The sequence below is a fragment of the Microvirga sp. KLBC 81 genome (assembly GCF_003075415.1).
In the GTDB taxonomy this organism is placed as follows: domain Bacteria; phylum Pseudomonadota; class Alphaproteobacteria; order Rhizobiales; family Beijerinckiaceae; genus Microvirga.
In genome coordinates, this window is record NZ_QDAH01000062.1 from 1 (window position 1) to 19,963 (window position 19,963).

A 19,963-nucleotide genomic window follows, 5' to 3' on the forward strand; every position below is an offset into this window, starting at 1 on the left:
GGAGCCGTGCCATGTCTGGTCGCCCATCGAACTACTGCTGTGGCGCCGATGATGAGCAGGCGGCGCAGGTCGCGCTGCCCCATCTTTGATGTCCTGCCCAACCGGGGCTTCCCGCCAGATGACTTCTGTTTGGGCGTGAGCCCCATCCAAGCTGCATAATCCCGCCCCTTGTCGAAAGTCTCGGCCGCCGGAGCCAAGGCCGCCAGAGCTGTTGCTGTGATCGGACCGACGCCAGGGATCGTCATCCTTCTTCTGCGCGCCGAAATGACAAGGCGCCGTTATATCGGCAAGCTCTCGCCTGCGCGTCAGCTTGTCGTCAGCTAGGCGGACTATCAACCTCCACAGGGGCTGACCAGCACCGAACTCAGTGCGGAAAACTTTGCAAAAGGAATGGGCATCGCCATGTATAGCCGAAACAGTGGCTCATCCAATGTCGAAACGCGATCGAGCGCACGCGACGCAGAAATGAGACAGTCACCAACGAGTGCCGCGCAAACTGAGATCGACAGCCACAGGTTTACGGAAATGATTGCAGACACGCGCTTGGCACCGGAGCCCCGCGCTAGTTCGTCATCGGCAGCAAGACAGTACAAGCAGTTCAGTGGCAGACGCCTGTCGATCCTGTTGTCCTTGCTTTTGGCTGCAAGCGTGAGCAGGGCCGCCGAGGCGGATGAGCCCTCGCCGAAATACGCCGAGGTGCTCAATGCCCTGCAGGCCGGCAAGAATGTGAAGGTCATACTGGACCTGAACCGCTGTACCACTGCCGATGGCGGCAACCCCGGGCCGGCAGTGCAGGGTGGGCTGGTTATCGGCGCCTTCAGAGTGACCGCCCAGAACGGCATCAGCTTTGCCAATGCGCATCAAACCCTGGACAGCTCGGGACACCCGGTGACCGAGTACATTCGGCACAACCTCAGCCGCGAAGGCAAGCTCACAGTACGGGCCTCTAAACTTGCCGCCGGGGCGGCCGAAGCCGTGAACCAGGGCGAATTTGTCTGCGAACTGCCGGATGGCGCGAAGTTCGTCTGGTAAGCATCCGCACCGCGCGAAGGGCCTGAGCCGGTCGATGATCGTGCTCAAGTCCGCAACGCGGTGACGCCCGTGGTCTCGATCGCGGCGATGCTATCCTCGCCATGATCTAAATTGCGCTCACGCTGGGGGCGGACATGGGCTCTGTTCTCTTATTCCGGGGATCTGGGTCAAGCCCTTGGAGCGGCGTCTTTGTCCGTCTGGCTGATATCACTTGTCGGAGCATGGTTCTCTCCGGGGTCAGCATGGGCTGCCGCATGATGGGGTCGGAAGCCTCAGCCTCGCCATGTTGCATCCGCGGTCGACCTCATCTGTGTCTGAAGTCATGGCCGCAACAGTGCCCGCGCGATGGCTGCTGCCTCGTCCCGACAAGGGACATCACTCCGCCGGTCGGCGGATCTCTTGGTCTACGATCTCATGCCGGCAGCCCCTCCGTGTTGGACCAGCGGAAGTCAGTGCCATCGTGCCACATCCGGTGGAGGATCACCGACAGCTTACGGGCGACCGCCACCATGGCCTTCTTCCCACCGACCTTCCTGGTGAGCCTTGCGCCCCAGGCCTTGATCGGTGACCAGCGCGAGACGCGGTTGAGAATAATGCCTGCCGCCTCAAAGAGGTAGGTTCGCAAGAGCGGATCGCCGCATTTGGAGATCCGCCCGCTCCGGTCGATCTCGCCCGACTGGTAGCGTCTTGGGGTTAGACCAAGATAAGCGCCCACGCTCGAGGACTTCGAGAACTGCTCCGGCGCATCGATGACGCTGATATAGGCTAACGCCACGAGGGAGCCGACGCCAGGAGCCGTCATGAGCCGCCGAGCCGCTTGATCCTGGCGCGCCAGAGCCATGAGACGGCGTGTGAGAATGCCGATTTGCCGGCTGATGGCCTGTAGGGCTGTCAGGAGCGCCTCCACGACATCCTCGAGCGGCCCATCAGTCACCAGCCCCCGAACACGATCGATGAAGGGCTGACCGCCCCCTTTTCCAGCAACCAGGCCGAATGGTTTGAGCACACCCCGGATCTGATTGGTCAGATCAACCCGCATCTCGACCAAGCGAGCACGCGAGGTGAGAAAGCTCCGGACGACCTGGCTATCCGAGCTTTTGACGGTAACTTCGCGATACCAGCCGGTGCGCACGATCTGTGCCAGCCCCAGGGCGTCATTGGGATCGGTTTTGTTCACCTGGAGTGAGAGTGCCGCTTTGGCATGACGAGCATCGAGGCAGATCACAGGTAGACCAAGCTTTGTCAGCTCGTGCCAGTGCCATGTCGACAACGGGCCACTTTCCAGGCCGATCCGCACCACATGCGGCGCTCCCGCATGGACGACTGCGGCAATGGCCTCGGGCGTTGAGGCACATTTGCCGCGCCAGAGCGCTTTACCGTGCTCGTCGACAATGCAGACGGCGGTCTGCTCGAGCGATACATCCAACCCGACATACTGCTTCATGGCGATACTCTCCGTTGGCTTCCAGCTTGGGCCTGATCACATCAGACCTTACTTTGCCGTCGAAGGGCACTAGGTCCGGAATAACCCCATGTTGCATTAACCTCGATCGTTTAGGGGATGATGGCTAATCGAGGAGCCGTCCTGTTGTCACTGTTCAAGCGCCGTCGCTTTCCGGTTGAGATCATCCTGCTGTGCGTGCGCTAGTACTGCAAGTACGGCATCAGCTACCGCGATATGGCCGAGATGATGCAGGAGCGCGGCGTCAACGTCGACCCAAGTACAATCTTTCGTTGGGTCCAGCGCTACGCTCCGGAAATCGAGAAGCGGGTCCGCCGATATCAGGAACATCGATCTGATTCATGGCGGGTGGATGAGACCTATGTGCGGGTTGGCGGACGCTGGAAGTATCTGTTCCGTGCGGTCGACAAAGACGGCCAGCTGATCGATTTCATGCTGTCCGACCGACGGAACACCCGAGCGGCTTATCACTTCCTGCGCAAAGCGCTGAAGACGATGAGCGACTATCCGCCATTATCGATCACTACCGACAAACCGGCGTCCTATCCGAAGGCGATCCGGCGCCTACAACGAGAAGGCCTGTTGTTGAAGGATGTCGAACACCGCACCTCAAAATATCGCAACAATATCATCGAGGGGACCACGGGGCACTCAAGCGGGCACCGTCAGGTTAACGGGCTGAAGTCACAGAGCCTCACGGGATCGGCGTATCAGAAACCAGCAGCGAGACCAGTCACCTCGGCCCAAGTCGTAAAGGCTTGAATTCGGGACTTGCGAAAATCAGCGACATTGGTGTTAGCGGGACGGCGGAAGAGGTTTCCAACCTGATCGTGAACCAAGAGAAAGCGCTGGGCCCGTCCGGCTGATTTGAAGCGCTTCATCATACGTTCGCGTCGTCGGATTGGCTGATGACTATTCTCTGCGCGGTTGTTCAATCCTCGATGCTGCCGATGTTCGACGCCCGGCATGATCTCGCGCTTCGCCGCGCCGTAGCTGGCGAGTTTGTCCGTGATCATGACCCGAGGCGTTACGCCCTGCTTCTTGAGCAGCTTGTGCAGCAGACGCCTGGCGGCTTTGGCGGTGCAACGGCTCTGGACCAGAATGTCGAGCACGACGCCGTGCTGATCGACGGCTTGCTAAAGCCCATGTTTCCGGCCTGCAATGCTGATCGCGACCTCATCCAGGTGCCATTTGTCGCTTGGTGTCGGCAGATGGCGGCGGATCTGGTTGGCAAAGCTCTGCCCGAACTTCAGGGCCCACTGGCGCACCGTCTCATGACTGACCTCGATGCCTCTGGCAGCCAGCATCTCCTCAATCATGCGCAGGCTCAAGGGAAACCGGAAGTACAACCAGACGGCATGGCTAATCACTTCCGCAGGAAAGCGGTGGCGGGCGTAGCGAGAGGAACGGGTCGAGTTCATACTTCGTGTATGCCAGCATGCCATCACTCAGAAGTTAACCTGACGGTGCCGATCGACCATCAAATCGTCCCATTCCTGGTCATTGCTCGACATGCTGCAATCTCAGGAGATGTCATGCTGAAGCTGCTCATAGTCGGCCTTTTAGGAGTCACAGCCCTTAGTGCCGGAGGTCTGTACGCCAATGGCACTGCACAACCTTTCAATGAGGCCGAGATCCGGGCAACCGCCCCGATCATAGTGGCTCAGGCCGTCGAAGAGGATGATGAGGACGAGGACGTTCAACCTGACGTCCAACCCGGCCCGGATGACCAAGATGACCAGGAGGACATTCAGGACGACGAGGAGGCTACCGCTTCGCACCCGGTGAGTGTCGGCCTCGGATAGCGACATTCCCGAGACCGTTCCGGCACCTGCCCCATGTTCGGGGCGAGCGATGCCTCGCTCTGCTCCGTCAGAAGGCCACTCGCCCTCTGACGGAGGACCAAAGGCGATCTCGTCTCGCCCTGTCCTTTAGGCAAGCGGCTACAGGTGGACCAGGGCTGGCGCAAACCAGCCGATCAGGGCAAAAGCCAGTCCAACCAGCCCGAGCCCGCCACCGATGCAGGCCAGCCATCCAATTCCGAGCACGACAGAGGCGGAGGCAAGAACAATAGCGATCTGCAGGGCCGTGGTGCTGAGGTCGAGCCTGTCATTGGCGGCCGGGGAATGGTCGCGCGACGCCTCAGCCGCCTGGGCACGCACGGTCAGTTCCTTGTGGCTCTCATTTGTGGACGGCTCCGACTCATAGCAGTCGATAGTGACGCGCCAGGCCTGCAATTGCTTCTGCGCCGCCTCGGCCCGTGCCGGAGGCATGCTCGTCATGTCGATCTGAAGACGCTCGGCCTCCGCGCAAGGTGGTCTGCCGGATCGCTTTGGCCTGGTAGAAGGACCAGAGACTGGCGGCGTCAGTATTGCTCTTGAGCGCCTCGAGCCTGGAATTGTCGCCCGTCATCTCGACAATGGCCAAGAGGGCGGTCAGCCCCGCAATGAGGAGCGCGATGTACTTGGTCCCGCCGCGCTCCCGGACCTCGTCGATGTGATCCTTGGCTTCTTCCGCGTGCATGCGATCTTCCCCTCGCTCATTTACTGTCGGCCCGCCAACTGCCCTTTCCCGAATTCTTGAGGAAAAGCAGCAGGACGGCCAGCTTCACTGCCACTTACCGCGGCAAGCGCGATCTGGCATCCAGTTGATGCCGAACATAAATTCCAATGTGGCGCATGTGCGGACGGATCCGCTTGTCCACTTCCGCTGCATAGGCCTGGATTCAGCAAAAGAGGGTCGTATGGTCCACTTGCACGCCGCGCTCAGAGAGCATGCGCTCGAGATCGCGATCGCTGATCGAGAACTGCAGGTCCCAGCGTAAGGCCATGACTTGGGCCACGGTGACCGACGTTGCGAACGGCTCCTGACTCGCCTATGCAGAGCAGGCCTTCCGACCTCAATTCGTCAACTCGACGACACCAGCCAGAGTAACCAGGGGATGGAACTTGCTCCATCGATCATCACTCGACGAAGTAATCGGGGTAAGTTCTCGGATCCTGCCCCATCTTATACCCAAGATCAGCCAGTGACGCCCAGGTCATCCCATCGACATACCCGCGACCCTGATCCCGTGTCGAGCCGATGAGTTCGTTGAAAAACCACTTGCAAAACGGTCCGCCATTAGACGACCTATCGCATCCGTTTTGGCTGGGTGTGCAAGTCAGGTTTGCGTCAGATCGGATGTGTATGTTCGGCAGCCAGGGCGCGATCCCGTCCGTGCCCGCCTAGCAGACACAACACAGGAGAAAGACGTGGCACTAATCAGCGGCAGAGACTTCAAAGATCACTTGCATGGGACGCCCGATGGGGACTTGATCCGCGGCCAGGGCGGGAACGATCTGATCTACAGCGGCTCCGGACTCGACTGGCTCTCCGGTGGTCCGGGCAACGACACTCTCAACGGCGGCCCCGGGCCCGACACGATCATTGGTGGTCCGGGCGACGATGTTCTGTACGGCCATGAGGGCGATGATCTTCTGTTCGGCAATGTGGGCGCCGATCAACTGTTCGGCGGTGCGGGTGACGATGCTCTGTACGGCCATGACGGCAACGATCTCCTGTTCGGCGATGAGGGCGGCGATGAGCTGTTCGGCGGTGCCGGCAACGACGAACTGTGGGGCGGTGCGGGCGATGACATGTTCACCTTTACAAGCACAAGCAAGAGCGGCAAAGATACCGTGAAGGACTTCAAGGTGGGGCAGGACATCCTGGCGATCTCGAAAGGGATCAATGGCACTGATATTCAGACGGTTAAGGATCTTGCCAATCGCGTCCATCAGGTTGGCCGGGACGCGGTCGTTGACCTCGGACAGGGTAATACGATCACGCTCGTCAATGTCAGTGCTGACGCCGTTCACAAGCACCCGAAGGATTATTTCTTAATCTAGCATCGAGCGCTATGGCTCTCGGCCGTGGCACTCTTCCCGAGCCGTGCGCCCCCTTGGTACAAGATCATCTCTCGGTGGCGCTCGAGACGCGGGCGGTTGAGATGGGGTTCTCAGTCCTGTACTACCGTTTTGATGAACTGATGACGGCGCTGAAGGTCGATGCCGGCCTGCCGCCCGCGCAGCTGAAACGGCGCCGCTACATGAACATGGCGCTGTTGATTGTGGACGAACTCGGCTTCGAGCCCATGACCCGGGAGGAGCGAGCTTGTTCTTCCGGCTGGTGACCTACCACTATGGCGCGCGGCGCGATCCTAATTACGACGAACAAGAGCATCCGGGAGTGGACCTAACTGCTCGCCCGCGATGAGGAGCTGGCCACAGCCATCCTCAATCGTCTGCTGCACCGGGCGCATGTTCTCAACATCAAGGGGCGCAGCTATCGCCTGCGGGATCTGGAGGAAGCACTCCAGCGGGCGCACGCCTGAGCGGTCGTAAACCTGGATGTCGCTTTATCTCGTAAATCTGGGCATCGCTTGACGGCCGTGAAGCGGAACAGCCCGAAAGCACTCGACTAAAACCGGCCAAATAGAGAAACCTTTGTTCTGCCGATGCTCGATGCCCAAGCCCGTGTCGGGCGAGCCGCGCCGTACGACCCAAGCTTATCGGTGATCACAACGCGTGGGGCCATGGCATTCTTCTTCAAAACTCTGCGCAGCAGGCGCTGGGCAGCGGCTCGGCCGCGGCGGCTCTGGACCAGGACATCGAGAACAAAGCCGTCTTGATCCACAGCCCGCCAGAGTCAGAGCCTCTTTCCGGCAATGGCAATCACGACCTCATCGAGGTGCCATCGATCACTGGGTTCGAGGGGGCGTCGGCCGCGGCAGTTGGCATACGCTCGACCAAACTTCTCGGCCCAGCGACATACCGTCTCATAGCTGACCTCGATCCCGCGGGCAGCGAGCATTTTCTCGACCATTCGAAGGCTCAACGGAAGGCGGAAGTAGAGCCAGACCGCGAGACTGACTACTTCAGCAGGAAAACGGTGGCGGGTATAGAAAGACTGTGGGGGCTTCTTCATACCCTCTTATATGGCGACACCCGATCCATTTCATTAAGGTGATGATGCCATGACGTGAAGCGACAGTCGGCTCCATCTCCCCAGCTCTAATCAAGGTTTGCGACAGAACATTAGGCCCTCGTCCTATTGCGGCGAAAGCAGCTCTGCCTTATCGACCCGAGCATTCCGACGAGATAGCAAATTCGAGAAATGCTATCGACCGTGGACAATTGCGCGCTCTATTAAGACATCCACGACAGCTTCCGCAAGTTGCTCGGGCGTGTGACTCACGGTTTTGAGATGAATTTCAGGTGTTATCGGTGTTTCATAGGGCGCATCAATGCCGGTGAAGTTCCTGATCTTGCCGGACTTCACCTTCGAATAGAGACCCTTGGGATCGCGCCGCGCGCACTCTTCGATGGGCGTGTTGACGAAGACTTCGATGAACTCCTCCTTAGCAACCAGCTTGCGCACCATGTCACGCTCGGCCCTGTAGGGTGAAATGAACGAGCAAATCACGATCAACCCACTGTCAACCATCAACTTGGCAAGCTCGCCGACGCGCCGAATATTCTCCACACGGTCGGCCTCGGCGAAGCCGAGGTCCCGATTTAATCCGTGTCGCACGTTGTCACCATCCAGCAGCGTGGCGTGGCATGACATTGCGAACAGCTTTTGATCGACGATGTTGGCAATCGTCGACTTGCCCGCGCCGGATAGGCCGGTGAACCAGACGATGCAAGGCTTCTGGTTCTTCTGCGCGGCGCGCTCAGTCTTGCCGATTGAAAGCGGTTGCCAAGCGATATTGGTAGCCCGTCGAAGTGGAAACGCGATCATACCGGCGCCGAGCGTGCGATTGGTATAGCGGTCGATGACGATGAATGATCCGGTCTTGCGATTGACCTCGTAAGGATCAAAAGCCGTGGGCAGTGCGGTCGCGAAATTGCAGAAGCCGATCTCATTGAGGCGAAGCGTCTTGGCTGCCAGATGCTCACGTGTGTTGACGTCGATCCGGTGCTTGATTGCGGTAATGCTACCGGGTACGGTCCGTGTTCCAATGCGCAGGATGTAATTGCGTCCAGCAACGAGCGGGTTGTGGTCTGTCCAGATCAGATAGGCGGCGAATTGGTCGGCGACCTCCGGCCGCTCGGTCGGACGCGCCAGAAGATCGCCACGACCAATATCGATCTCGCCTTCGAGAGTGATGGCTACGGCATCACCGGCCTCGGCGCGGGGAAGATCGCCGTCCTGGGTCACGATCCTCTTGACGCGCGCGGTCTGTCCAGACGTCGCGACGACGATTTCGTCTCCTGCTGAGATGCTCCCGGAAGTCACCAGCCCAGCGTAGCCGCGAAAGTCCAGGTTGGCCCGGTTCACCCACTGGACCGGGAAGCGGAAAGTCTGGCTCGCGGCTTCGGACTGAATATCGATGGTCTCCAAATAATGGAGAAGGCATGGCCCCTGATACCACTGTGTATTGCCGGAGCGGTTAATGATGTTGTCGCCATGACGTGCGGAGATCGGGATCGGAACGATCGACGTGAAGCCAAGACCAGCTGCAAAGGCCACGTAGTCGTCGACAATCCGATCAAAAGTTTCCTTCTTGTAGTTGACGAGGTCGATCTTGTTCACTGCCAGCACAACGTGGCGAATACCGAGGAGCGAGCAGATATAGGAGTGACGCTTGGTCTGGACCAGCACACCCTTGCGAGCATCTATCAGCACGATCGCAAGCTGGGCATTCGAAGCACCGGCCGCCATGTTGCGGGTGTACTGCTCGTGGCCGGGCGTGTCGGCGACCATGAACGAGCGGCGCATAGTGGAAAAAAAGCGGTAGGCCACATCGATCGTGATGGCTTGCTCCCGTTCCGCTTCAAGGCCATCGACTAGCAGCGCAAAATCGATGTCATTGTCGGACGCGCCGTGCTTGGCACTGTCTCGCGCCAATTCCGTGAGCTGATCCTCGTAGATGACCTTGCTATCATAAAGCAGCCGGCCGATCAGCGTCGACTTTCCGTCGTCAACCGAACCGCAGGTCATGAACCGCAGCTGGTCCTTCGTTCTGGCTTGGCCGGGCTTCGTTGTCGCTCTGGGATCCATCAGAAGTATCCTTCCCGCTTCTTCTTCTCCATCGAAGCGACGTCATCGCTATCTATCAGGCGACCGTGGCGCTCCGATACCTTCGCGGTCTGCATTTCTGCGACGATGTCCTCGACGGTGGTTGCATCGGAGTCGACAGCGCCACTCAAGGGATAGCATCCCAACGTGCGGAAACGGATCATTCGCATCTCTGGCGTCTCGTTGGACCTTAGCGGCAAGCGGTTGTCGTCGACCATGATCATTGCGCCGCTTCGCCGGACTACGGGTCTTAGTTTTGCGAAGTAGAGCGGGACAACCGGGATCGTCTCGAGCATGATGTATTCCCAAATGTCGAGCTCGGTCCAGTTCGATAGCGCGAACACACGCATAGTTTCGCCCGGGCCGATCCGGGTATTGAAGAGGTTCCAGAACTCCGGTCGCTGGTTGCGGGGGTCCCACACGTGTCCGGCCGAACGGAAGGAGAAGATCCGTTCTTTCGCGCGGCTCTTTTCCTCATCACGTCGCGCTCCGCCGAGCGCGGCGTCGAATTGATATAGATCGAGCGCCTGCTTCAGCGCGTCAGTTTTCATCACCTGCGTATGAAGAACTGAGCCGGAATCGATCGGGTTGATCCCGCGCTCGATTCCTTCCTTGTTCACGTGCACGATCAGGGTGGCGCCGAGCCGCTTGGCTGTCTCATCCCGGAAAGTGATCATCTCGCGAAACTTCCACGTCGTGTCGACATGAAGCAGAGGGAAAGGTAACTTCGCGGGATAGAAGGCCTTGATTGCAATGTGCAGCATGACACTCGAGTCTTTGCCGACCGAATAGAGCATAACCGGCCGCTTGAACTCAGCGACTACGTCACGCATGATTTCGATAGATTCAGCTTCGAGGCGGCGCAGATGTTTCGGCAGCATATAGTTCTTCTTTGATACAGTAATCTCTATTCGTTAGATGTAGTCGGCAGAGCACCCCCCGGCCGTAGAATCGCGTTACGTGTCAGTACACTCGAGGTTACCACGGCTGCGGTTGAGAGGCTTTCGGTCGGTTCCGAGCGGAGCTATCGCGCGTGATCGCAGCAGGGAAAGGATTGTATGATCGGGGAGTGACATCGGTCCATCATCCACACACCTTGCTTATGCAAGCTCTCGAACAAACTGGGCAGGGCTACCCGATCTCTCAGATCGATGCTCTCATGCTCTGGAACTGCGGCGCCTGAACGGCCTCAGTTTGGCGCTCGAACTGAAGCTCGCTGCCCGGCGTTTATTCGTTGGACTACGCGAACTCGCATCGGCCTGCTCGATCAAGTCTCAAGGTCACTGAGCGCTTCGACCATTTGTTGTGGTGGCGGCCAAGCCGATTACTTTGAAGGCCGACGGGTGCTTGCGAATGGTGTATGACGCACGCTGTCCGGAATTCGTGCACGAGATATCAAGAGAATCGCCACGACAGCTAGCCAATCTTAGTAGTTGTTCTTGAGTTCCGTAGATAGCTTTGGTAGATTTTTCCCTCCATGCCTCCAACGCCGCAATTTTCAGTTCATGTTTGTCTAATTTCACGTTCCTGATTCTCCAAGATAATTAGACCTGCGGCTCGCTCGACGTCCGAAGTGACGAGGATCTACTTGAGCCGGGCGACATCGCCCGCAACGTATCGATGGTCGCATCGCGAACACTAGTTGTGTCTTGCCGCGCGGGTCGATCGGCATTGGGAGCCGTGAGCACCTGCTCTAGCTGAGCCGCCACCGAATGCACCAGCCGCAGATTCTCCTCCATCTTAGGCTCGGCTAGACGTTGCGCCTCCCGAACTATGGAGTGAAGGGAAGCAAAGGCGGAGTTTTCTTCAGCTTGCTGAACAACGCTATTTAGGTCGCCCCCGTCAGCGGAGATGCTGAACGATGCTCGTCCGGTGCCGCCGCGCAAGTCCGAGCAGGCTCGAAACAATTGACGATAACCTTCGGTTGTTGCACGGCCCCTATCCACGACCCCGGCTTGCTGGGCGTACCGAAGCTCCGCCTCATAACCGAGCTCCATCAAAAGCTCCGCGCCGATTAGATCCGTCACTACTTGCATCTCTTCGACACTCAGTTCGGTTTGCCAAGTTCGGACCGAGCATTCATCGATTTCCTTTTTCTCTCGGATCTTCCGGTCCCCGAAGCTAGCCGAGCTGAGATAATCCGTTTGCTCCACCGTCGCCAGTGCGGTGCACGTGGGGTCGTAGCCGAGTCCGGCAATGACGCGCCGAATTTCCTCGTCGGGGCGCGCCACGAGCTGTTCGTAGTGAACGATTTGCGTATGACGGCGGCCGCAGTGTGCGGCAAGCGTAGGCAGGCCAAGAACAAGGTCGGCAAAACAGGACGCGATGGCGGGCGTAGGCAGGCCCAAAAAAAGATCGGCGAGACACGACGCGATGGCGGACGGGCAGCTCGCCGACAGGAGAGGGATACCCCACGTTGATTTCATTGATGCAGCGATGGCATAGGGATTACGTATTAGAATGATTCGCGGCGCTTCTGGATAGAGGGAATCCAAAAAATCGAGCACCATCCAATATCGCGGAGTTTTGTCTATGAAGATGCGTTTGCCCGCAGCTGCCAAATATTGGCCGTAGACCGCATCGGCAAAGGCGCGGCTGACAATAGTGCGATCTATTCGGCTCAAGAATTCTGAGATCGCGGCCTGAATCAATGACGCCCCCGCTGGGTGGCGCTGATCCACCATGCCAAACGCCTCAAGCGCCAGCATTAACCATGGCTCGGGCGGGGCCACAATATCCGGATGCTGCTGGAGCAAATGCGTCAGAAGCGTCGTCCCCGACCGGGGAAGGCCAAGGAGAAAGCAGACCGCAGGCGAATGGCAAACATCCGGGCTCATGATTCAATGCCTTCATGCGATGACGGAGCGAGCTGCCTTAGAGTCGACAGCTGACTGGTCGTCCACGACGGGCACTTCATACCGGGCAGTCTCAGGTTTTGCATGTGGCAGCGCTTTATCCTTGTGCATCGCGTAGCATAGCTGGCGAAGGGCGAGCCTCGGGTTTGCCCTGTATGGCGCATGCCCCGGGATATCTCTCGTTGTAGCAAGCTTCCATAGACTGCTCGTTTGGTCAGGTTGAGGAACTGAGCGGGTTGCTTCGAGTGTATGTGCCATCAGCACCTGGTAACGAAAGACTTTGCCTTCGAATTCCATATAATCTGACTGCGATGAAGTTCTATCCATTTGCCGTATTTCAGGAGCATCTGCCGCCTGCAATCGGCAGCATCCAACTGCTCGCGAAGTTAAGGTGAGATTGAGTGTTAACACAATTGTACCGAGGTAAGCGGCCGATATAGAAAGGTTTAGGAATGCTATACGAGGGTTTATAGGTAGCAAGCGGCTATGCAGCGTGCGGGGACGTCTGTCGTGTCGAGCCGACGCGATATAGTTTGCGCGGGCCGGACAACATTGTCGCAATTGACATGCGCCTCGGTTGATGCTCGGCATACAGCTGGGAAGCTTTCTCCAGGGCAGGGTGAAGATCAATAGCCATTCTGGTATGCCCGAGCCCTATGTCTCAAATCTGGTGTTCACTATCGGTCGTTCGGAGAACAGGTAAAATCGATTGTTTGGATGGCATTCATCTGCGCTATGGATACAATGCCAAACTGACCGAGAAGAGGAGGAACGCGAATGAGCAGTGCGGCGGCCGTGGCCACAATCCTGGATGAGCAGGTGGGGTACGTCAACTTGAGACTAGATGGACAAAGCTGCCGCTGACGCAGCCGCCAAGTCATTTATCGATCCGGCTTGGGTAATCTTGAAATCCATGGCTCACCGATCCAGTTTGGTGGGATGAGCCATATCGACATGCGCAAGCGGCCAGCAGCAGCACAAGCGGAGCGTCGGCGGCAAGTAGTCGGACTACGTGAGAGTGGCCTGACTTATGATGCCATTGCCGCGCAGGTGGGCTTGACCCGGACAGGCGTGTTCAATATCTGCCGCCATTTTGCCGAACAGGGGCGCACCGCTGGCACCGATCTGGCGCGTTGGGGCTTCACGGCCCAGAAGCCGCTCAGACGGGCCTGCGAGCAGCCGCCGAAGGGGTGCGGCGCTGGCTACGGCAGGACGACTCAGCCATCGTGGCGCAAGCCAGAGGGGAGAAGCGCACGATCTTCTGGGGTGACGAGACCGGCTTGCGCTCCGCCGATGGGCGCGGCCGCAGCTTCGCCCCCAGAGGCGTGACACCTGTAATGCGCCCCTGCCACAAGCGCGCGAGGCTGGGTCTGATCTCGGCTCTGACCAACACGAGCGAATTGCGCTGGATGGTGCTCGAGGGTGCGCTCAAGGCCCCGCGCCTGATCCACTTTCCCGGCCGGCTCATCCAAGAGGCCAGCGCCAAGGTGTTCCTGCTCTGGGACAACCTGCCCGTCCATCGGGCTCGGGCGGCGCGGGACTGGTTGGCCGAGCGCAAGGCGCCGATCGAGGTCTTCCACTTGCCTGCTTACAGCCCCGAGCTCAATCCGTACGAGGGTCTGGATGCCGACCTGAAGTACGCCGCAATCCGCAAGCCGCCGGCCCGCAGCAAGCCCGAACTCAAGCGCACTGTCATCAGCCACATGCGCCGGATGACAAAGCTTCCCGAACGGATCCGGCGCTACTTCAGGCATCAGCCATTCCGCTATGCCGCGTAGTTCAAGATCTCCCAGGCCGGATCAATAAATCGCCAAGTTCGGCTTATAAGTTAGGGCGAATTTCAGCGCTTGTTCTCAGCCCGAAGGGACCGGGTATGCTCATCCGATCGACGATGCTAGACCTTTTGAAACGAGTTCTGTGTGTCGCAGTTTTCGTTCCCACCGGAATTCCTAGGGCGGCTGGCGCATTTCTGTTGCTGCCTTCGATACCGTATAGCTATACGATTCTCGATCAGGACCTCTCCGCCGCGCTGCAAGAATTCGGCAATAACCTCAATATTAAAGTCAACATCAGCGCCGAGGTGAAGGGGCGGATTCGCGGACGCCTGCCTGATCTGCCGCCGCTCGAGTTCCTCAACCATTTAACCACCATCTATAATCTTCAATGGTACTATGATGGACTGGTGCTTTATGTATCGGCTGCTAAAGAAGCGCAAAGCCGCCTGCTTGCGTTGAGTCCGATCAGCTTCGATGCATTGAAGGCGGCCCTCGATGCACTCAACATCTCCGATGAGCGCTATATCGTGAGACCAACACCGGGCGATGATATCGTCCTGGTGTCCGGTCCACCACGCTTCATCGCACTCGTGGAGCAGACGCTCAACGGTCTGGTGGCGCAGGCGCAGCCACGCGCCGTCGAGACACCACAGCGGGAACCGGTGCTGATGTTGTTTCGCGGCTCCTCGACCGTGGTCGTTCGCGATGGACGGCCGGAAGGGTCGCATTCTTCCGACGTGCCGCACCAGGACAGCGTCATACGCGAGCCTGGGCGAGGCCAGCGCTGACATTGCGCTGGCGCCGTACCTCCCAGGCGTAATCGTTGCGGTCTCCATTGGCTCATTGTGCATTCTCCTGACAACCGTCAGCTTCTCGACAGCTGGCCCTTCTAGCATGAGAGCGCGGTTGTCCGGACTGCGATGCCGCCTGTCGACCGTAACGGACATGCACGTCGACAGGGCCGACGCGCGGAATAACCCAAAGCGTGGCGGCTGGCACTTCTGACGGAACGACCAGCGGCGCTCGCGCTTCGTCAGCACGTCCGTCGCTTCTTGCGCATGGTTCGTCGCGAACACAGCGGCGCCACATGACGCACTTGCGGCGGTCTTCAGTCTTACATTCGAGGATGCACAATGTCGCTCAACAACCTTCCGCTATCTACCATCTTGAATCCACCTGGATCCGCGTTTGTTCTCGCGGTCGGGTCGGCGCTCGGACCTTCTGCACAGACGTGCGGCCAGTCTCGGCAAGGAATGTTTTCAATCTTCGACGGGATGTTGTCCAGTTACTCGTTGGGAGACAACAGCGCCCGCCCGGTGGCAGACAGCACCAGCGCCCCCTCTACGCCACAGGGTCTGCCGCCGCCGGAACCGGAGGCATCGATGAAAGAATCTAAGCAGCACCCGCTGGATCTGCTGCCGGCTCATCTGAAGGCGGCAATCGAATCATTGGATCATGCCCCGCAGCCCTCCTGTGCGACAGATTTCCCTGCCGTCGCACCGGCCCCCGTACCAAGCTCGAGGATCACGTGGAACGGCGGCACGCTGACCGACGCCGAGTTGCAGATCGTAGCAGTGCTGAACCGTCACAAGGACCAATGCCCGCTCAGTTGGGACTCGCTGGCAGCCAAGTTGAATGATCCCTCCACGCCTCCGGATCTGAGAGCCGCGATCGAAGGATTGCAACAGGACCCGGAGCTCTTCTATGCGATCGGTTCCCAGGGAGACGGCCGCTGCGGCGGCAAGATCACGGCGAAGGATCTGTCCGGGTTCTCCGAACATCACTCACAAGTTGCCGCGTTCCAGGAGCGGCAGGCACAAAGCTACGTGCAGAACTACATTCCGTCCGATGGCACTGGAAGTGGGCAGCCGTCGGCCATGACCTTGAGCGATGCATTGTGCGAGCTTTACCGGTACTCCGACTACCTGCCCAAGAACCTGAGCCTGGCTGACTTCAAGCAGGTCGTCGACGGCCAAGCGAAAACCGGCAAATGCCCGCCCCAGGTCATTGCGGCGGCTCAATATTTCCTCAACCACCCGGATGCCTGGAAGCAGTTGTACGGTGGCGCGATCGATAAAGTTCACAAGGAGGACTTCCTGCAAGTCGCTTCATCGTCGATGAGCCTCACGCGAACCGAGTTGAATACGCTCGAGACGATTAACCGCAATCAGGGCGCCTTCTTCGGGGACGGTGACCTGACCCGGGACAAGCTGGCGAGGATGGCCGACGACAAGAGTCTCGATCCGAAGGTGCAACAGGCGGCGTCGCAGCTGCTCTCGGATCCTCTGTTGTTTGGGCTATTAAACAATTCGATCACGGGCTACAAGACCGACCACAGTTTCCTCGCCTTCGGCGGTGGCCATACGGTTGATTCCGGCAACGTCAGCAACAGCGACTTCACGCACTTCTACAGCAACATGTCCACTGCGAACCGCACCGTTCAGCAGACGAAGACTCATGTCGCCAAAACCGCCGCCGATCAGGACGCTGTTGCGGACATGATGATGGGGGCGGCGGACCAGCCCAGTATCAAATCTGCGAAAAAGAACGGCGGGGCCCTCATGCACGCGCTCGACGGCGTGCTCAAGGTGGGCTCGAATGTGCTTGACTGGGCCTCCACGGCGGTGGGCTTGCTCAGCTTCATTCCGGGCCTGGGCCAATTGGCTAGTCTCGGATCAGAGGTGCTCCAGCTTGGGGCGCAAGCGGCGAATCTTGTGCACACCGCCATCAGCGGAGGCGATATGAAGCAGGCGCTGAAGCTAGCAGGCCTCAATCTCGCGGCCCAGCTGGTGGGCAATATCGCCGGCCCCGAGGTCAAACTCGCGATACGCGAGGGGCTGGTGAAGACGGTGATGGAGCACGCCGTAGAGGCCGCCGTAAACCTGCCGCTTTCGGAGGCACAACGCCATGTGGAAAACTACTTAGATCACCTGAAGGCACGCATTGAGGCCGAGCCGCAAGTCGCGGGCGTTCCCAGCTAGGTCGGCGGGACGCCGTTAGTTGAGAGCGTAGCTTGGTGGGCGAGCTTGCGCGGCCTGCGGATTGGTGCCCATCCCGCCAATCCGCAGGTTGCGCAAGAATTGCTGCCACATTCAGGTACGCTCTGCCATGAACCTCGCTAAACTGTTTCATCGCTGTCTCCTGGCCGTGATGGCAAATGTGCGATCCATTTATTGCTCGTTCGCACTCCACGACTTGACGCAGGATGTCGACCTCCATCGTCTTCTTTGCCCAACAACCATTGCAGCTCGCGCTCGTGCTTGAGCACCTCCCCCGATGCCGGTGCCACCTGCCCGTTGGCGTTCACTCGCGAGAGCCGACTGTCCTGATAGGGGCTTCTCCCATGGAATAGGTGATTCTGATCTTCGCCGTGCTGGCGCGCTACCACTGAGGCGTCTTGCTCGGCTCGAACCTCTCTCTACCACCGTCAGCTATTCTTCGCCGAACCACCGACGCCGCATCTTCTGGGCAAATCAATGGGATCTTCAGGCGCTGATTATGAATAGTTCTGGGTCTTGTCAGTTTACCGTAAGCCAACGCTCATAACATGGGAATGTGAATCTCTTGACGGCACTGCCGCCTGTTACCTGTCGCGGACATAAATGTAGGGCGCCCAATGGTCAGAGCAATTGAGGGTAGACATACCAACCACGACCGATCCCGTGGCACAGACGGTCCTAACGACCGATCGCGCGGCACGGACGGTCGTGACGATGATGTAACAAGTTCTAGGACAGAGTCGCAGGCTGTAGCGCAACGGCAAGCCTTCGAAGCGGCTCTAGAAGCGGCTCTCTGTTCGGCCGCACTGCAAATTGCGAACGAGACCATGGCTGATTTCGACGAGGCCATGGACGAAGCAGAGGAGGGTTCCTGACGGCGGATGGTCCGCCGTCAGGAAACAGAGGCCGTCCATGGCGGCAACATTCAAGCAGAAAGGTGATACGATATGGCTGGTAAAGTTGCTAACACTTCGACTGGTGGTTCAGCTGGTCAAGGCGTGGTCAATTCGGCCATTAACGGCGGCTCTCAGGCCGCTGGGCAGAAAGAGTTCCAGGATCAGCTTCAAGCCCTGGCGGCTACTAGCATGGCAATGGCGCAGAGAAGCGTGGTGACCCGCACGGTTGTGACGGAGCTCCAGTCCGTTAAGAAGGTGGCTGACGAGCGCGTGCAGTAATGCTGGGAGCGGGACGGGCCCACCGTCCCGCTTCTCGCGTCCTGGCGGTAGTGTGAATAGCGTGTGCGGTTGAAATAAGCCGTACCGCAACTACTGCGCGGCTCCTCTCCTTGTCCGGGGGATGATACGTGAATGAAGCCGTTTCACTAGATTTCGAGGTGCTCTCGGGACTCTATTCCGGGCTGACCGGCAAAGCGGCTGTCGGAACGAGCCGAATCGGTAGTGGCCTCGATGCTGATATAATCTTCGTCGAACAAGGGCTCGAGCCGCATCACCTCTGTATCACCCTCCTCGGCAATTCAATCGAGATTGAGGCCCTTGCGGTCGGAATCAGCATAGAAGGCAACCGGGATATTGCCGCAGGCGAGCGTGTTGTTGTTTCTCTTCCTGTCATTATCCATGCGGGCGCAATGTCCATTCGCTGGTCGGTGCGGGATTCAACGGAAGCTGGTTCGATCGGCATGGCACGTGTTCCGATCTGGGCACGCGCCACCGTGTTGCTCGGCTCTCTCGGGATCGGTACACTCTCAGCCATGTTCTTCTATCCCGCCAGCGTCGGTGTGCCAAGCGCCGATTCGCCGCCGGCCGTCAAACCTGTACCCAGGCTGACCATCAACCACCCTGATGATCGGGCCGCCCACACAGCGGCTCAAGTACTGCAAGAGGAAGTTGATCGAGCAGGCCTGCCCACGATTACAGTCGGTTCCGGACCGGGTGTCGTGACCGCTGAGGGCAGCGTTACGCCTGCCTTAGTCGCCAGATGGCAGGAGGTCCAGCAATGGTTCGATCACCGGACGAATGGCGCGCTAACACTGGTGAACGGAGTGTCCGTCAGGGAGGAGAAGGCGCCACCCTCAATCGCCGTCGAAGCCGTTTGGCGCGGAACCCAGCCCTATCTCGTTGTCAGTGGTCAAAAGTATTTCGTCGGCGCCGCCTTGAATGACGGATGGACGGTCGACCAGTTCCAGGACAGGCGCGTGCTGCTGAGCAGGCATGGCCGCCTTGCAGCCATTCCCTATTAGAGTTTCCAAGCTCATGAGGAAGATACGGAGAACGCCATGGTCAAGCTGCCCCGCTACCCAGTCCGGCCCAGCCCCTCTTGGCAGAGCTTCAACACCGACGGCCGTGCATCAGTAATCGAGCCGGCCAACCGTCAAGCCAGTAACATGGATATCGATGGTGCTCATGTAAATGGCGGCATGAGGCAATCGTCGGTCTGGCAGGAAACGCGCGCGCAGGATCTCCCGGTCAACGTCGCGGTCGAGGCTGTGCTGAAGGCTAACGATATTGATGCGGTCACGCGCGTCAGCCACGATGATATGCGTACCCGGCGCAATGAGATCGACCCACGCGCGGTAGTGGCCACACTTTATGACAGCAATCTCGCACACGGCCTACTCTCCTTCGTTGCGCCACGCCTGCGTCATCCGGACGTGCTGCACGCAGCGAGGCAGGGTGGTGTTCTGGAACGCTTAGTTGGCACGCTATCGACTGTGCTCGAGGATTCGATGCCGCGTGAAAGCATTGTCGTCCTGCAGCAGGAGTTGCAACGGCTAATCCTACTCCGGGAGAACCGGAACAGCTTGATCAAAGGCTAACA

The 19,963-nt window shown here is 58.8% G+C and carries 12 protein-coding genes and 8 pseudogenes; 11 read left to right on the plus strand and 9 right to left on the minus strand.

Annotated elements, in window-relative coordinates:
• Window positions 1–254, minus strand: a pseudogene (locus tag DC522_RS25215) (transposase); the annotation flags it as partial.
• Between the two features lie 136 nt (window positions 255–390).
• Here DC522_RS25215 and DC522_RS25220 point away from each other — a divergent pair.
• Window positions 391–1,032: a VirK family protein gene (locus tag DC522_RS25220; protein WP_245444511.1), complete on the plus strand. Its 642-nt coding sequence runs from the start codon at window positions 391–393 to the stop codon at window positions 1,030–1,032.
• 412 nt (window positions 1,033–1,444) lie between these two features.
• On the opposite strand, the gene DC522_RS25230 is transcribed toward DC522_RS25220, so the two are convergent.
• On the minus strand, window positions 1,445–2,476 hold the full coding sequence (locus DC522_RS25230) for an IS110 family transposase (RefSeq protein ID WP_116531354.1): 1,032 nt from the start codon (window positions 2,474–2,476) through the stop codon (window positions 1,445–1,447).
• Window positions 2,477–2,596: 120 nt separating this feature from the next.
• Between DC522_RS25230 and DC522_RS25235 the strand changes: the two are divergent.
• Window positions 2,597–3,153 (plus strand): annotated as a pseudogene (locus tag DC522_RS25235) (IS6 family transposase); the annotation flags it as partial.
• Window positions 3,154–3,204: 51 nt separating this feature from the next.
• Here the strand turns inward: DC522_RS25235 and DC522_RS25240 are convergent.
• Window positions 3,205–3,915, minus strand: a pseudogene (locus tag DC522_RS25240) (IS6 family transposase).
• Between the two features lie 114 nt (window positions 3,916–4,029).
• Between DC522_RS25240 and DC522_RS25245 the strand changes: the two are divergent.
• Window positions 4,030–4,299 (plus strand): hypothetical protein, encoded by a 270-nt coding sequence (locus DC522_RS25245; RefSeq protein WP_116531356.1) that lies wholly within the window; start codon window positions 4,030–4,032, stop codon window positions 4,297–4,299.
• A gap of 138 nt (window positions 4,300–4,437) precedes the next feature.
• On the opposite strand, the pseudogene DC522_RS37420 reads toward DC522_RS25245, so the two are convergent.
• Both DC522_RS37420 and DC522_RS37425 read right to left on the minus strand, forming a co-directional pair.
• A pseudogene (locus DC522_RS37420) lies at window positions 4,438–5,017 on the minus strand (DUF4337 domain-containing protein).
• A gap of 208 nt (window positions 5,018–5,225) precedes the next feature.
• Window positions 5,226–5,324: pseudogene (locus DC522_RS37425) on the minus strand (IS6 family transposase); the annotation flags it as partial.
• A gap of 424 nt (window positions 5,325–5,748) precedes the next feature.
• Here DC522_RS37425 and DC522_RS25260 point away from each other — a divergent pair.
• Window positions 5,749–6,384: a calcium-binding protein gene (locus DC522_RS25260; protein ID WP_116531357.1), complete on the plus strand. Its 636-nt coding sequence runs from the start codon at window positions 5,749–5,751 to the stop codon at window positions 6,382–6,384.
• An 11-nt stretch (window positions 6,385–6,395) separates the two neighbouring features.
• Window positions 6,396–6,869, plus strand: a pseudogene (locus DC522_RS36230) (ATP-binding protein).
• A 102-nt stretch (window positions 6,870–6,971) separates the two neighbouring features.
• Here DC522_RS36230 and DC522_RS36235 read toward each other — a convergent pair.
• The 4 genes and pseudogenes from DC522_RS36235 to DC522_RS25290 form a co-directional block, all read right to left on the minus strand.
• A pseudogene (locus DC522_RS36235) lies at window positions 6,972–7,462 on the minus strand (IS6 family transposase); the annotation flags it as partial.
• Between the two features lie 192 nt (window positions 7,463–7,654).
• Window positions 7,655–9,541, minus strand: coding sequence for a sulfate adenylyltransferase subunit CysN (gene cysN, locus DC522_RS25280; RefSeq protein WP_116531360.1), 1,887 nt, complete (start codon window positions 9,539–9,541; stop codon window positions 7,655–7,657).
• Entirely contained in the window at window positions 9,541–10,440 is a 900-nt protein-coding gene (cysD, locus tag DC522_RS25285) for a sulfate adenylyltransferase subunit CysD (RefSeq protein ID WP_116531361.1), read from the minus strand. Before cysD ends, cysN begins: the two co-directional genes overlap by 1 nt.
• A gap of 663 nt (window positions 10,441–11,103) precedes the next feature.
• The gene (locus DC522_RS25290) at window positions 11,104–12,396 is read right to left on the minus strand and encodes a sulfotransferase (protein WP_116531362.1); all 1,293 of its coding nucleotides are present in this window, start codon (window positions 12,394–12,396) and stop codon (window positions 11,104–11,106) included.
• A gap of 957 nt (window positions 12,397–13,353) precedes the next feature.
• Here DC522_RS25290 and DC522_RS25295 point away from each other — a divergent pair.
• From DC522_RS25295 to DC522_RS25320, 6 genes and pseudogenes are all read left to right on the plus strand, one after another.
• Window positions 13,354–14,192: pseudogene (locus DC522_RS25295) on the plus strand (IS630 family transposase).
• A gap of 95 nt (window positions 14,193–14,287) precedes the next feature.
• Window positions 14,288–14,977, plus strand: coding sequence for a secretin N-terminal domain-containing protein (locus DC522_RS25300; RefSeq protein ID WP_165820306.1), 690 nt, complete (start codon window positions 14,288–14,290; stop codon window positions 14,975–14,977).
• Between the two features lie 345 nt (window positions 14,978–15,322).
• Complete coding sequence (locus DC522_RS25305; RefSeq protein ID WP_116531363.1) at window positions 15,323–17,170, plus strand: HrpF/NolX family T3SS translocon protein; 1,848 nt, start codon at window positions 15,323–15,325, stop codon at window positions 17,168–17,170.
• A gap of 965 nt (window positions 17,171–18,135) precedes the next feature.
• Entirely contained in the window at window positions 18,136–18,363 is a 228-nt protein-coding gene (locus tag DC522_RS25310) for a hypothetical protein (RefSeq protein ID WP_116531364.1), read from the plus strand.
• A 128-nt stretch (window positions 18,364–18,491) separates the two neighbouring features.
• Window positions 18,492–19,385: a hypothetical protein gene (locus DC522_RS25315; protein WP_116531365.1), complete on the plus strand. Its 894-nt coding sequence runs from the start codon at window positions 18,492–18,494 to the stop codon at window positions 19,383–19,385.
• Window positions 19,386–19,421: 36 nt separating this feature from the next.
• Window positions 19,422–19,961 carry a hypothetical protein gene (locus DC522_RS25320; RefSeq protein ID WP_116531366.1) on the plus strand — a complete coding sequence of 180 codons (540 nt, stop codon included), beginning with the start codon at window positions 19,422–19,424 and terminating at the stop codon, window positions 19,959–19,961.
• The last annotated feature ends 2 nt before the right edge of the window (window positions 19,962–19,963 follow it).